Source organism: Streptomyces zagrosensis, from assembly GCF_014203645.1.
Lineage (GTDB): Bacteria > Actinomycetota > Actinomycetes > Streptomycetales > Streptomycetaceae > Streptomyces > Streptomyces zagrosensis.
Genome location: NZ_JACHJL010000002.1, coordinates 196,545 through 211,295, shown reverse-complemented (window position 1 = coordinate 211,295; position 14,751 = coordinate 196,545). Strand labels below are relative to the sequence as shown.

Genomic DNA, 14,751 nt, shown 5'->3' with positions numbered 1-14,751 from the left:
GTGCTGGGTGGTGCCGGCTGCACCGGGTGCCCCGCCGCTCGTCACACGAGGATCACCAGGATGGCGATGAGCACGGAGATCAGACCCGCGCCGGCCGCCACCACGCAGCCCGGGCTGGTCAGCAGGTCGGAGAACCGGTCCGCGAGCGAATTTGGCGCGGACGCATCGACGGCGAGCTCCGGAGCCGAGGCGGGCACCGAGCCGGCGAAGGACGTGTGGGCAGCCGCGGGCGGCACCTGGCTCGGTTGGAGCATGTCCCGCAGGATCTGTTGCCACAGGGTGGGCGGCAGGTCGGGAGCCACGCCGCTGTGCGGGGCGATGATGCTCACCCGGAGCCAGCTTTCGGCGGTCGGGCGGTCCCGAAACATCCGGTACAGCAACTCCCGTAGATCGGGCAGATAGCGCTCGTCCCGAGCCAGCGGGGCAACGGCCCAAGTGAAGAGGTCGGCCGCCCGATGGACCTGGTCCGTTCGCGAGACGGGCTCACCGCCAAGGCCGTTCGGCTCGATGTACAGGTCGTTGCTCAGCACCACCGTGCACAGCTTGTGCTGCGTGGCCGGCTGACGGGCCTGGACGCGTGGGGCCCTGCCCAACTCGTCCAGCAGCAGTTCCAGGGAAGGTCTCGGCAACTCGCCCAGGTGCATCTCGTGGAGGAGTACCTCGTCGGACACGGTGCGTAGCTGCTCTCGCAGATGTTCGCGCAGTAGGCCGCGTTGCATGGGGTTTCCGTGTTTGCGATCTCGCAGGGCTGCGTGGAGTCCGGGCGCCTCGTGGGTGAGGGCCTGCTGGCCGGCGCCGGGCGCCGCTTGCCATGCGGCGGGCGCGGGCGCGGCCGGGGTGGGGGCGTGTGGTGCGGCTGGGGGCGTGGGGGAGGGGGCCGCGGGGGTGGTGCGGGCGCTGGGTGCGCGGGTCGGGGCCAAGATCTTACGGAGCCGTGCGCTTCGCTGCGCCCAGCTCAGCTCCGTACCGTCTTGGAGTTCCTTGACCAGTTGGGGCAGTCCTGCGACCTCGGTCGGGTGGGTCAGGAGGTATTCCACCAGCCGGGCGGCGGCGCCCTGCTCGAACTCGGAGTGGGCCGGCGGGCGGCCCATGACGCGGGCCAGTGGGCCGGTCCCGCCCGTGTCCGGCTCCCAGCGCGGGACGCACATCAGACGGAGCTGGTGGGTGTCCACCGTGTCGTAGGTGGCGAACGTCCACTCCTGGCGGAACCAGCTGCCGAAGAGCATGAACAGGCCCAGATACACCAGCGGCACCGCGTCCCGCTCGGGCCAGTGGGGTAGCACCGCTCCATCCGCGAGCAGGGAAACGCGCTGCGTCGGGTCGCGCAGCCATTCCGCGGTGACCAAGGTCAGCGCCTTGCGCACCATCGGGAGCGCAGCCGACATGCCATTCAGCCGCTCGCGGGCCAACGCGGCGAGTGTGGCGCACTCCAGCGGAGGTAGTTCCCCGGTGACCGTCTCGGCGTACTCCCGCTTGCTCCAGCCGCCGTGTGCCAGGCCGATGCACTGGCGGGTCTTCAAGCTCCCTGGCTCGCCGATCAGGACGTGGCTGACCGTGCTGGGCCGGCCGCTCGGGTCGGTGGTGGGCCAGCGTTGGATGAGCATGACGTGCCCGTCGCGGGACATGGTGCGTACGACGCTGCGCCGAGGGCTCGTCGTGCCGGAAACCCAGAGCAACGGGCCCAGTTCCCGGCCCAGTTCCGCGGCGCGCTCGGGGTGGCAGGAGTGGGCTACGGCCTTCATGCCGGTGCCTTGGCGGCCCTGGTTGCCGTCCCACCGAAGGAAGACCTGGTCCACGTGGGCCCCGTGGGCCTCGTGGTCTGCCTGATGTGCGGTATCGCTTCCGCTCGGCGTCCGGTGGGCCGGGCGTTCCTGGAAGTCGCTCACTGTGCTTCCCTTCGCACTGATCCTTCGGCTGCCGGTCGCCGCGCCGCGTGGCTGCCCGGTGCTGCTCCTACGGCGTACGCATCGGCGCCGCCCGGCACCTCGATGAGCCCCTGCATCGCCAGGAGTGAAATCAGCGGCTCCAGCACGCGCCGCGGCCCCGCCCCGGCCGGGTAGCGCCCGTGCACCTCCTGGCCGCCGGTGGCCGATGCGATGTGCAGGGTGCAGCGGCGGATGGCGTCGAAGGGGCGGAGCCACGCCTGGCCGGCGTGGTGGCGCAGCAGCGTGTAGACGTCGCGGCTCTCCTCGCGTGCGAGCTCGGGGTCGAGCGAGGTGCGCGGCGTCTCGTCCAGCCATCGGTCGATGGGCGGCTGGAACCGTAGGAGATCGGCCTTGCCAAGCACCACAGCGGCGGCGACGTCGAGGTAGGGGCCGTTCTTCGGCAGCCGGTCCAAGACGGTGCCGAAGGCGAGGTCACCGTCCCGGTTGACCTCAAGATTCCAGCGTTTTCTGGCGTGATCCAAGTGGGGCAGCGGGAGCGCCAAAGCCGGGTCCACCACGAAGATCATGGCGTCGACTCCGAGGAGGAAGCGGAGCGCCGCATCGGTGCGTACCAGGTCCTCACCGCCCAGATCGAAGAAGGCGACGGGGCGTACCTGCCCGGAGGCGTCGGTGAGCAGGAGGGATTCCACGAAGCGGGCGAAGCCGTCCAGGCCGAGGCCGCCGGTGTGGTCGAGGACCTTGCCGTTACGCAGCGGCTGTACTCGTTCGCGTACGAACCGCGCGTGCTGTTCGGGGTTCACGGACTGCCACTTCACTCCGAACGGTTCCAGGCCGCCATCGGTGATCTCCGCGATCATCTGGGTCAGCAAGTGGCTTTTGCCGGTGGAGGACTGGCCGACCATCGCGATCGTCAGCGGCCGGCCGTAGGTGAGGTAGGGCACCGGGATGAAATGCTCGGGGAAGTCCGGGTCCGCCGTGCACTTTTGGACGGCGCTGCGCATGATGTCCTGGCGTCGGACGGGGTTGCCGATGCCGGCGATGTGCAGCTGCTGGTACTGCATCTTGTTGTCGGTGACGTACAGCGCTGTGAGGTCGAGCTGAATGGTCTCCAGGCAGTACGGGCAGAGCACTTCGCCGCCGCTGTGCTCGGGCTCGGGGGTGGCGGCGGGCGCCTTCCGCTTGAGGCGTAGCGCGTGGTGGAACGCCTCCTGGTGTGGGCGGGTCTCGTCGGCGGGCGGGTTGAGCGTGCTGCGCCGGGCGGCGCCCGGGGACAGCAGGTCGAGCAGGTGGGCGGGGGTCGGGCGGTCGGCAGCAAGCGGGGCGAAGGCCCCGCGCAGCGTCTCGGCCAGCACTCGGTGCTCGGCGAGGTCGGTGGGCGCCCGGTCGGCGGGCCCCGGCCGGCCGGTCACGAGTTGGTAGAGCACCTGGGCCGCGCTCCACACCGCGTCCCGGGCGTCCACGGCGCCCTCACCCCTGCGTTGTTCGGGCGAGCAGTACGGCGGCCTGCCCCACGGGGTTCTGGGGCGGCCGGTGCGGGAGACCCCCTCCAGGCCCCAGAGCTGGATGGAGGTGCCGTCCCAGAGCACGGTGGTGGGCGAGATGCCGCGTAACACGAGACCTTGTTCGTCCAACAGGCACAGCGCCAGCATCAGATCACGGGCGAAGACGCGCTGATCGGTCGCGGACATCACATGGGTGCGTACGGCGGCGGTGCCGCGCGGCGCCGCGTACAGCAAGTACGGCTCGGTCGTGTCCAGCTCGTAGCCGATGATCCGCGGGAACAGCGCCGCGTGCTCCGTTTCGGCGAGCGTGCGGTGCAGGCGCAGGGCGGTGCCCGCCTCCGCGTCCAGCAGGGCGCGGGCCGCCGGGTTGGCCGCGTCGGCGGCGCTCAGGCGTACCTGGACACACTGCTGCCCCTCGTCGTCCAGGAGGCCGTTACGGACCCGCTGGGGCAGCAGCGGATCGCGGCGGGATTCGCGGCCGAAGCGGACCGGGGCGGCGCGCCGGCGCCCCGCTGGGGTGGCGAAGGCCAGCGTGGCCTGCCGCGCCGCCTCCGGCTCCACCCGGTTGGAGCGTGAGGTGCTGGTCACCAGCGGTCGCCGTCCCTTCGTTCGTACGCATCCACGCGGTCGGACGTGGGGTTTTGGCGGGGCCGCACGGTGTCCACCACGCCCGTGCGCAGCGGGGTCAGGCGCAGCAGCCCCGCGTAGCGCCCCGACGCGGTCCACAGCGCTTCCTCCGGTTGGGCCGAACCGCTCGTGCGCCAGGCGTGCTCCACCTCGCCGCGCACGGCTTTCGGGGCGAACCTGAGCCACACCGCCGCTGCCGGGTCGCGGCTGAGCAGCGTGCCCTGCTCGGGTGAGGACAGCTGCACCACGGCCTGCCGTTCGGCCTCCGCGCCGACCAGTTCGGCCACCCGGTGCGGGTCGGTGCCCAGGAGGTTCGCCGATGTGGTGCGGGTGCGGTGGCGGGCGGCGAACGGGGGCGGGGCCAGCACCCCGCCGCGTTGGAGGTGACGGCGGGCCGTTGACAGGAGGTCGCGGACCCGTTCCTCGGTGCGCTGGACGGCGAGGGCGCCGGCCTGGCCGCGTTCGACGGCACCCCAGTAGGGCGCCATCGCCACCAGGGCGGCGTCCGTCAGATCGCCGGCCAGCGTGGTGACGAGCTCGGGACCGCCCTCGCCGCTCTCCCGCTCCAGCCAGCGCGGAACCCGCACGGTGGGCGGGGCCCAGGGGTCAACTGGGCTGGCGGTGCCGGCGGGGCTGCCTTGTGCGGCGGGCTCGTCCCACGTGGGCTCGTCTTGCCAGGCGTACGCGTTCGCCCAGTCGCTGTCCGTGTCGTCGGCCGTCGCGAAGGCGCCCGTCTCCAGGGCGGAGGCGCTGGAGAGCCAGTCGTCCGCGGCGAGCGGGTCGGTGCCGCCCGCGGTGGCGGCCGTGGGCGCTGCCGGCTCGGGCACGGCCTCGGCGTCCGCTGCGGCGGCCGTCGCACGCAGCATGCCGGCGACGGATCGGGCGGCGTCGGCGCAGTACAGGCGCTCATCGGCGGCCCAGTGCTCGCGGACCGCCTCGGCCAGCAGGGCGTCTAGGCCCTCCAGGGCGCGATGAAGCGTGGCGATCCCGTGGCTGGCGGCCCACAGGTCGGCCACTGCCTGCCAGGTCCGCCGCGCCGTCTCCACCGCGGCGCCAAGGCCCACCAGCAGCCCGGCGGCGCTCAGCCACAGCGGGGGATCGGTCGCGTACGCCACCACCAGCCCGGCCACGGCGCCGCCGCACGCGGCGACCTGCGGACCCAGGGCCCAGCGGCGTGCGGGTTTGGAGCCCCGCAGCCGGGCCGCGCCGAGCAGGGCCACGCCGATGAACACCAGCGGCACGGCGATCGCCAGGGCCGCGATGGGCCCCTGCCACAGCGCGCTGAGCAGCCCCGCTGTGGCGGCGATCGGCGGGCCGGCCGCAGCGGCGGGCACCGGGCCGCGCCCCAGCGCAGATCCCCGGGCCCCCGTGGTGGCGTCGTGCGCGGCCAGCTTGGGCAGCAGAGCCGAGCCCGGCACCGGCTCGACGCGCCCGGCAAGCCCGGTGAAGCGCTGGGCCACCGCGCGAAGGGCGAACCCTTGCCCAAGCAGCTTTTCGGCGAACTCCCGTAGGCCCTCGCCTATCCGCTCGCCCACGCCTCCGGCCGGTGGCACGTGCAGGCCGAGCGTCGCCAGCCGGCTCGCCGCCTCGGCCGCGGACGCGGGCGTGCCGGAGCCGCCGCTGCGCAGGGCCGTGTCCACGACGTCCCGGTAGCCGCTGAGCGCGCGGTGCGCCTGGTCGAGATCCGCCTCGAAGGTATCCCTGCGGGAAGGGCGCAACAGGCCCGGAAGCGCCTGGAGTTCGACCAGCGCGTCCTCGGCGTCGGCCAGGGCGTCCGCACAGGCCCGGTACGCGCCGTCGGCCACTCCGCCCGGCTCCCGGTGGCGCTGGGAGCGCCCGCCGCGGCCCGCCACCAGGGCGCGCAGTGGCTCCGGCAGGTCGGCGCCGGACCAGGTGGCCGGCGGCAGGTCCGGTGTGTGCTCCGCGTCCGTGCCCGCGAACCGAGTGAGCGCATCGCGCCAGGCCCGGTCACGTACTTCTGGCGGCAGGTCCTGTTCCAGCAGCCGCACTCCGGGCGCGGCGATGGCGTCCGGTAGCGATGCGACGTCATCGAGCACCCGAAGGAAGACGTCCGGGACCGACAGCAGGTCCACCAGGACCGCCAGCGCATCCGGATCGTCGGGGGCGGGCTGCTCCAGTGCCGTGCGGGCGGAACGCAGATCGCCCGCCCACACCAGGGCGGTGCCCGATGACCGCAGCAGCGCGGGCCGCAGCAGCCGGCGGTCCGCCTCGTACGTCTCGTCCTCATCGCCGTACGAGCCGGGTGCGCTGCCCACCAGCAAGATCAGGAGCCGGATCTCGCCCACGGCCCGGTAGGTGGTGAGCAGTTCGTACTGCCACTGGTGGTCGGTCAGCCCGGCCGGGGTGTCCACCACCAAGAACAGCGGGTGGTCGGGCTCGGGATAGCCGGCCAGGCCGAGCTGCCGGGCGACCTTGGCGCGCAGGGCCGGGGCGGTGTCGAGTTCCGCGGCCCCGGCGCGCAGGTCGAGATGGATGACGGCGCCGATGTCCTCGTGCGAGATCACTCCGCATCACCGTCCCAGGGGTTGCGGCGCGAACGGTCCCGTCCAGTGGCGTCGCTGTCGTCGGCCCCGCCGGGTGGTCGGGGGTCGCCGGAGTCGTCCCACGGCGCCCAGGGCCGGTCGCTGCCGGCGAGGTTCCCGTTGACGCGGTCGGTGGCGGACCGCCGCGAGGTGGTGTCGTAGACCTCGTCGCGGTCGGCGGGGCTAGTGCGGTCAGTGGGATTGGTGCGGTCGGCGCGATGGTCGCGGGGCTCGCGGGGGTCGGGCGGCTCGTGGGGCTCTCGAAGACCACGGTCATTGCGGTCGGCGCGGGGGTCACGGGTGCCCCGCGCGTCACGGGCATCCCGGGTGTCCCGGGTGTCCCAGGTGCCGTGGGCATCCCGGGTGTCCCGGGTGTCCCAGGTGCCGTGGGCATCCCGAGCGTCACGGGTATCCCGGGGGCCCCGAGCGTCACGGGCGTCGCTGCTGGAGGCGCGCGGCGTCGGCTCGCCCCAGCGGTCACCGACACCCCTGCCACTCCGATCGTCCCTCTCGTCCCAGCCGTCCCTCTGGTCTCTGTCGTATCCGCCCCTGCTGGTGCGCTCGGCCCGGTCGGTGCGCTCGGTGCGGTGCTCGCGCTCGGCGCCACGGCCGTCAGCGAGCATGTCGTCAGGTGTGCCGTACGCGCCGTACGCGCTGCCGTACGCCTCGTCGCGGTCGTTCGCCGGCGGCGCCTGCCGTGGGCGGTCGTCGGCGTCAGCCGGGTACGGGTCGGGGGCGGCGGACCGCGGTGCGGTGCCCCAGTCGTCGTCCACGGGGGCGGGGCGCCGGGGTTTGGCAGGCTCCTCGCGCGTACATGGCTTCGGCGTTCCGCCGCGCACGTGCTCAAGAAGGGTGCGTAGGGTCGGTTGGATGGCGCGCTGGTCTGCGAACTCGGTGTCCAAGGCGGCCGGCAGGGTCTCCGCCCAAAACTCCCACAGCGGTCGCACCCACCCCTCGACCCGCTCGCCGCCCTGCTCCCGGCGGTCCTCAAGGAGTTCAAGCTGACGCGGGGCGATCTTGTCGATCAGCTCGACGAAGTACGGGTGTGGTGCGCTGCCACTCCTGGCCAGGCCCAACGGCTGGGTGTTCATCAACTTGCGGCAGTAGTCCTCGACGATCCGCTCGTCATCCAGGACGGTCCAGCGTTCGTACGAGCGCAGCAACTCCGCCCAACTCGACACGCCGCCAGGGAAGTCGCCAAGGCGCAGCCGGACGCCGGGCACCTGATCGCCCGTCTCGGGGAACAGCCGCAGCCGCACCCGGCCCGGCGACGACACGTCCCCGTCCACCACGTCCACCTGGCCGTTCCACAGGCAGCACAGCAGTCGGTGCAAAATGACGCGGCGGTCCTCCTCGCTGCTCACCATCCAGCTATCGCGGAAGCCGAGCCGCTGACGCCAGCGCAGTACGTCCTGGGCCTGCTCGGACTCCTTGGCCCTGGCCCACTGGCGCAGCACCTTGCGGGCCTCGGGCACCTGGGTGAGGCTCATTTCGCTGCGGAAGAGGACCACGGTGATGGAGTCGCTTTCCACGCCCCGGTACTCCACGGAGTTCTTGGCGTCGGACGGCAGCCGAAGCGCCTTGCCGAGGTACTCCTGCACCTCTTCGATGGCCTGCACCCGCGGATGCGTCACCAGGGCGCGTAGCGGGCCGGTGCCCTCCGGGGTGAAGCCCACCGGCAGCAGCCCGGTGAGTTTGCGGCCGAACAGGTCAAGGGCTTCCTTGCTGACCTGGTCGGTGGCGTCCGCATCCCCCGCGGCGGCGGCCAGCAAGGTGCCCATGGACGGCAGCAGCGGGCGCTCCTCAAGCCGTTCGCCGCTCTCCGCGAACAGCCGTGTGATGCGCCCCTCCAACTGGGCCTTGACGACCGCCACCGCGTTGTCCGGGTTGCGCCGGCTGATGGAGTGCACCGAGCGCCAGGTGTCCCCATCAACCAGCTTCAACAGCAGCGTGGCCTCGTCGTCGTTCTCGCGCAGCCCCTCTCGGCGGATCAGTCGGGTGACCAGGTCCTCGTAGAAGTGGTTGAGGGTGCGCTGCGGCGGCAGCAGATACGAGATGCCGGTGCGGTCCTCGTACAGTTCAAGGCCCTTTTGCGCGGAGATCTTGCGCTCTCGCTCGGAGTGTTTGAGGAAGGCGTTCACCAGCCGGGCGAGGTCGGTGCCGGCCGATTCCGCCTGCGGCTGCCAACGCTGCTGCTGGTCGCGCCACGCCTCGTGCCACACGGCGCGGCTGCGCCACCGGTACCACGCGTCTTGCTCTTGGAGGGCTGCCTGTACGTCGGCGTCGCCCCAGCGGGCCGGCGACATGCCGGCCAGCCGGCCTCTGATCCGCGGGGCCTTTGGCGGCTGTTCGGACATCCCCGGCGGGCGCGGCGGAGTGACGGAGCGGCTGCTCAGCATGCCGAGGAAGCCCAGTTGGGCGATGGGTTCGTCGCTCTTCGGGATGCCCTTGACGACGCGTTCGGCGAGGAAGGGGTCCACGGTCTGGAGGAGCTTGTCGATGGCGGGGCGCGGGGCGAACCGCTCGGCCATCGAGGCGCATTGGCGGTCGGCGATGGACTGGAGGTCGGACAGGAGTCGCTGCATGTCCGAGATCCGCTCGCCCAGCGCCTGCTCGATGGCCCGGCTGCCGCGCGGCAACGGATCGGGTTCGGGCACGGGCAACTGCTTGCGCTCCCACAGCTCTTCGAGTTGCGAGTCGGCGAACAACTGGCGTACCAGCGGTACTGAGTCGTCCCGCAGCGCGGTACGCGGCTGCGCCGCGAGGTCGGTGACCGCCTCCCGCAGTAGCCGGCCGGCCACCAGGTCGGCGAGCTGGTCCATCGGCGCGGTCATCGAGGCCACCAGGCTGGTAGACACGCCCTGGCGGCCGATGCCGGTGGGGGACATGGCGCTGCGGTGCACCCCGCGGTTGATGAAGCTGGCGGCGAACGTTTGGAAGTCGTCGTCCGCCGCCATGGTCCGGCCCCGGGATGGGCCGTCACCCAGTTCGGTGCCGACCAGCGACATCACCAGGGAGACGATGGAGCGGCGCAGGTCGTCTTGGCGAATGCCCGCGGTCGGGCTGAACAGGAACGCCGTGGGCAAGATGCCGGTCCGCAGCCGGATCGTCGTCGTGCCCGGGTAGCGGATGCCGAGTCCGGCGTCATGGTCGAGGTCGCCGATCTCCGCGCCTTCCGTCGGCGCGTTTTGCCCGTCCACCATCCGGAACAGATCGACCAGTGCGCGGGCCGCGTTGAGGTCCGCCTCGCGCCCGCCGCCGGCTGCCGAGGGGAACGAGGAGGGCATGACGACCAGCGGGTAGATCTTCACCCCGTCGAAACGGCGCAGTTGGAAGGCGTAGTTGATCAGATGGAGGTAGTCCATGAAGATTCCGGCGCCGGTGCCGCCAGCCACCGAGAAGGCGACGAACACATCGCACCCGTTGACCTTGCCGCCACCGAGTTCGCTCAGCTCACCGGCCGACTTGGCGATCGCGTCGATGGCCTGGAGCAGTGGCTCAAGGACCGGCGCGAGGCTGTGCCGCAGGGTGGCGAACAGGGCGGCGCGCCCGACCGTGGGCAACTGGCCCGCACCGTTGTGCAGCGGGGTGACCTTGGGCTCGTCCATGCGCGGCGGCAGCCAGTCGGCCACCTCCTCGCGCAGGCTCGCCCGAAGCATCTTGGTCACCTCGGGCGAACTGTCGAAGTTCGGCAGCAGGTTGTGGGTGGCTCGTGAGGTGCGGGCGTACGCGGCGCGTAGCGAGGGGTCCACGTTGAACTGCGGCAGTCGTTGCAGGTCGGACTCGCTGTAGTCCGCGTACACGAACTGGAGACAGTCGGGCAGCTGGTAGGGGGCGTGGCCGCTCAACCGGTTGCTGAGGGCGACTCCGTCCGGGCCGCACAGCTCGGCGCGCAGCTTGCGTTCCAGCTCGGAGCCGACCAGGCCGCCGGTGCCGCCCAGGCCGACGAAGAGCATCGGCTGGAAGATTTTCATGGGTTCCTCCCCGTTGCCGGCCGGATCGGCGGCCGGTGTTCCTCGGTAGCTCGGTAGCTCGGTGGGTCCGTGGGTCCGTGGATTCCTTGTGGCGCGGCGCGGCGCGTGCGCGTGCGTGGGGGCGCGTAGGCGCGCGGCAGCGCGTGAGGGTGCCGCGCGGGGCGGGCCGGCGGTGGTGCGCCGGCTCCTCCCCACGCGTCACCGGTACGACTCGTAGGTGCCTGCGCTCTCGCCCTCACCGGTCACGGGGGTGGTCGCCGTGGTGGCCCGGGTTCGGGAGGTCCGGGAGGTCCGGGAGCTTCGGGTGCGGCGGTTCCTCGGGGTGCGGGTCTCATCGCCGAGCGACAGACTCAGCGTCTCGGTGAGCAACACAGCGCCACCCGCGGGCAGTTTGGTCCGCCCCGCACCGCGCTTGCGCACGATCGCACCGCCCTCGGGGTTGCGCTGGATGGCGAACGGGCCGTGGTTGCGCCGCTCGATGCGCGGGCTGCGGTGGGGCTCGACGACGGCGAACTCGTACCACTGCTTGTGGCCGTGTCCGGCCGGGTGGTCATTGACGACCTCCCCCTCCTCGGTGACCAGGTGCAGCATCAGACCGAACGGGTCCCGGCGGCTGCGACGTAGCCGTAGCCAGGCGACGACGGCCACGGCAGCCACCACGAGCACCACGGCGGCGGACACGAACGCCCACCAGTACCTGTCCCAGAACCCGGGCTCCGGCGTCACCGGCACCGAGATCGGGGACCGCACCAGCGTGCGGTCGCCATCGCTGGTGTCCACCACCGTGACCGTCCCGGCCAGCCGCAGCCCATCGTCGAGGCGGCTGCCGAACACGTTCTTCGGAGCGACCTTGAACCTCACCTTGTGGGTCGTGGACTCGCCCGGCTGCACCGTGAGCTCGGTCGGGGTGATGGCGAGCAGCCCGGGCTGGAGGTCACTGAGGGACAGCCGCAGGGTGTGCGGGGTGTTGCTGGTGTTGTGGACGGCCAGGTTTCCGGTGACCGTGGCGCCGGGGTGAGCGTCCGCCGTGGGCCCGGTAAGTGCGGTGGTGACGGGCAGTACGTCCGGCGCGACCAGGCCGTTCTCGCTACGGGTGTCAGCGCTCAGGCCCGAGGCCGTCAGCGTGCCGCTCACCTTCAGCGCCCCATCGGCGCCCTTGGGGATCTGCACGGAACCGGTGAACGAGCCGTCGCTGCGCTGCGGGTCGGGCCCCTTCCCATCGTCGGTCAGGCGCAGTGCCTGTCGGGCGAAGCCATCCCCGGTCAACTCGCTGCGCACCCGTAGCCCCGCATAGTCGCGCGGGTCCTTGATCTCGTAGCCCTCGCGCGTTTGCAGCCGCATCGTCACCGTGGCCTTCTGCCCCGCCTGCGGCGACGGCGGGTCCATGGTGATGGAGCCCCGCAACTCGCCTTGCCACAGCACGCTGACGCCCACCGGCAACGAGCGGTGCCCCTCGGGTGCTTCGACCTTCACCTTCCAGGTGCCGGGCACCGGATCGGTGATCTTCAGTGCCTCCACGGTGTGGCCTGCGCCCGCCAGCTCGAACTTCGACTTCTTGTACGTGCCCGTGGTGGGGACCTGGTGGCCGGTCGGGTCCAGGTAGCTGACTGTCACCTTCGAGTCGCTCTTGTCCACCACGATGCTGCCCACGGTCGCCAGCGGCGAGATATCGATCTCCAACGTGGCGGGCGGTCGCTTGCTCGTGCCCTGCTCGTACCGCAGGCAGTGGGCGGCGGCGAAGATCTTTTCCAGCTTCGCGCCGACGTCCTTCGCCCCGGTCACCTTGTCGGCCTTCGGGCGGGCCGATGGCAGCGCGACACAGCCCTTTTGGTAGCCGCCGGCGGCCATCCGGTCCAGCTGCTCCTTGTTCGGGTCGGGCCCAAAACCCAGCGGCCAAATCTGCACACCCTGGGCGGCGGCGTTCTTCAGTTCCCGCTCCAACTGCCGCTCCCCCTCGGCCTCCCGGTGCGCGGGGTCCCCGTACTGGGGGCTGCCGGTGACGTCCATCTCCCCATCGGTGAGGAGGAACAGCACGCGGGGCTGCGAAGGATCGGTGCCGCTGCTGAGGTCGTGTACGCCCTGCCGTATCGCGCTCGGGAAGTCCGTTCCGGTGCCCTCGTCCTTCTTACGGCTTCGCAGCTTGTCCACGCACGCGCCGATCGACTCCCGCCCCGCCGCGTCCAGCGTGGTACGCGGGCACACCGGGTCCACCGCACGCTGATCGTCGGACTCGGCTGCGGCGAAACCAAAGACCGTGACATGCGAGGACGAGGACACATCGCCCAGCGCGATCCGCGCAGCCGCGGCCTTCTCCGCCTTCATGTCCTCGGGCGCCAAACTCGCGGACTCATCCACGGCGATCGCGTAGTTGACCGCTGAGAACGCCGACGTGGACGCCGCCGCCGGCACCGGATCGGGGTCGGTGGGTGCCAGCGTGGACGCCAGTATCGCGGCGCCGCCCAGCACGGACAGCACGACGCGGCGTGCCAACACCCTTCGTGTCCGCCGTCTTCCCCTGACTGTTCCCACGGCCGTCCCCTCATGTCATCAGTGCGTCGTGTGCGTAGTGGCGCGCCACCTCGGCGGCGCGGGCCGGCCGCGGGTCAGCGCGCGGTCAGGCTCCAGACCAGCGCCAGCGCCGCCGAAGGGGCCAACGCCCCCGTTCCCCAGCGGATGGCCCGGTATTTGGCGGACAGGATCGAGCTGACGTCCACGGCCTGGATGAGCAGCCATCCGGCCGGATCACGCCCGGCCTCGGCGAGCTTCGCGGACAGTCGTACGGGGTCGAGGGGAGGCAACAGATCGTTGAAGAACGTCACCGCGTCCCGGCGGCGAACCGTGCCCGTACGCGGCATCAGGGCCCGGATCAACGCGACCACAGCGACCGTCCAGAGCACGCCCGCCACCAGCAGCGTCACATCGGATGGCCCGTACCAGTCGGGCGCGCCATGGCACCCGATCAAGAACGCGGGCAGCGCCAGCGCCCCGGAGAGCAGCACGCCCGCCTTCGCGTCGGCCCGGCCGAGATCCTCCCTGACCGTGTTCAGCAGGCGTTCGGCGATGCGCTCCCCCGTCCGGTCGAGGCCGTGCTGACCCCCGTCCGGCACGATCCTGACCGGATCGGGAGAGGTGCGGATTCCGCCGTCCGCCGCCATTAGTCCCCCTCCGCCCACGCCCATCCGTCGTCCGGCCTGCGGCTTCGGCGTCGCGGCGGCTGCGGTGTGTCGTCCTTGCCCGGTGGCGGGTAGGGCCGGCGCCGCGCGGGTGGCGGCGGCTCGTCCTCGACCCAATCGGGAGTGAAGGGTTCGTCCGCGGACGGCTCCAGTTGGGGGCGCTCCCGGTGGGCCGGCAGCGGACCGATGGGCCCCCGGACGTGCTGACGGCCCTGGTTGAGCAGACTCAACGCCTGCGCCTCCACGTCGTTGGACTGGATCTGACCGCTGGCGACCATGGCGAAGAGCCGATCGATGCGCTCCTTCTCGTCCTGCCTGCCCTCCTGCCGGACCTTCTCCAGGAAGTCCTTCGCCGCCTCCGGGTCGGCCGCCAGCATGTAACTGAGCCGGTCCAGCTCGTTGCCCTGCAACATGGTGCGGAACATGCCCTGATGCACCTGGGTCACCTCGGCCGATGCCCGCGCATCCCGGATGCCGTCCATGTGCTGGATCGTTCGATCGTCCACGCGCAGCCGCACGTACAACCTGACCCGCAGGCCAAGGTCGGCCCCCAGATCGTCCCAACGCCCGCTGGCGCACTGCCGGGTGATGGCGCGGTCGGCCTGCTCTGCCTCGTTCACCCGGAACTCGGCGGATACCTCACGTAGGCGCTCCAGCGTCGGGGCGGTGAGTCGCCCGGCGATATCGGTCACGACCTCGGTGGCGACCAGGTGCGGGTTGGTGACATTCCAGTGAATGTCCACCTCGGCCTTGAAGAACGTTGTGCCGCCCGCGGCCGGCAGCTCCATGTGGAGCGTCGTCTCGAAGGTGCCGAGCGCGATCTCGCAGACGGTGTACGGGCGACCCAGCATCGGCTTGTCGAAGTGCTGGGTGCCGGAGACGGTGGCCACGCTGTAGCCGCCGTTCCGGTAGAACAGCACCGAAGCCGTCCGGGCGCTCGTGAGCCGAAAGGGGCCGGTCGGCGTGTAATCCCCCAGGTACGGGCCCGCCGGCGCCCCCGAACCAACCGTGCCTTCGTTCACCGCCACGCCCTCGTCCCTATCCAT

The 14,751-nt window shown here is 71.7% G+C and carries 7 protein-coding genes; all 7 read right to left on the bottom strand.

Annotated elements, in window-relative coordinates; genetic code table 11:
- Window positions 1-41: 41 nt before the first annotated feature.
- A complete protein-coding gene (locus tag FHS42_RS04545) occupies window positions 42-1,886 on the bottom strand; it encodes a hypothetical protein (RefSeq protein ID WP_184569223.1) in 1,845 nt (614 codons plus the stop codon).
- The gene (locus FHS42_RS04540) at window positions 1,883-3,976 is read right to left on the bottom strand and encodes a hypothetical protein (protein WP_312866721.1); all 2,094 of its coding nucleotides are present in this window, start codon (window positions 3,974-3,976) and stop codon (window positions 1,883-1,885) included. Before FHS42_RS04540 ends, FHS42_RS04545 begins: the two co-directional genes overlap by 4 nt.
- Window positions 3,973-6,540: a hypothetical protein gene (locus FHS42_RS04535; protein WP_184569222.1), complete on the bottom strand. Its 2,568-nt coding sequence runs from the start codon at window positions 6,538-6,540 to the stop codon at window positions 3,973-3,975. Before FHS42_RS04535 ends, FHS42_RS04540 begins: the two co-directional genes overlap by 4 nt.
- Window positions 6,537-10,532, bottom strand: a complete 3,996-nt coding sequence (locus tag FHS42_RS04530; RefSeq protein WP_184569221.1) for a tubulin-like doman-containing protein — start codon at window positions 10,530-10,532, stop codon at window positions 6,537-6,539. The genes FHS42_RS04535 and FHS42_RS04530 overlap by 4 nt, the downstream gene beginning before the upstream one ends.
- 198 nt (window positions 10,533-10,730) lie before the next feature.
- The gene (locus FHS42_RS04525) at window positions 10,731-13,025 is read right to left on the bottom strand and encodes a VWA domain-containing protein (RefSeq protein WP_312866720.1); all 2,295 of its coding nucleotides are present in this window, start codon (window positions 13,023-13,025) and stop codon (window positions 10,731-10,733) included.
- A gap of 110 nt (window positions 13,026-13,135) precedes the next feature.
- Window positions 13,136-13,687, bottom strand: a complete 552-nt coding sequence (locus tag FHS42_RS04520; RefSeq protein ID WP_184569219.1) for a Pycsar system effector family protein — start codon at window positions 13,685-13,687, stop codon at window positions 13,136-13,138.
- Window positions 13,687-14,751, bottom strand: a complete 1,065-nt coding sequence (locus tag FHS42_RS04515) for a hypothetical protein (protein ID WP_184569218.1) — start codon at window positions 14,749-14,751, stop codon at window positions 13,687-13,689. The genes FHS42_RS04520 and FHS42_RS04515 overlap by 1 nt, the downstream gene beginning before the upstream one ends.

Coding starts and splice junctions, on each gene's coding strand:
- FHS42_RS04530 (WP_184569221.1), bottom strand. CDS start 10,532: ATGAAAATCTTCCAGCCGATGCTCTTCGTCGGCCTGGGCGGCACCGGC.
- FHS42_RS04520 (WP_184569219.1), bottom strand. CDS start 13,687: ATGGCGGCGGACGGCGGAATCCGCACCTCTCCCGATCCGGTCAGGATC.
- FHS42_RS04515 (WP_184569218.1), bottom strand. CDS start 14,751: ATGGATAGGGACGAGGGCGTGGCGGTGAACGAAGGCACGGTTGGTTCG.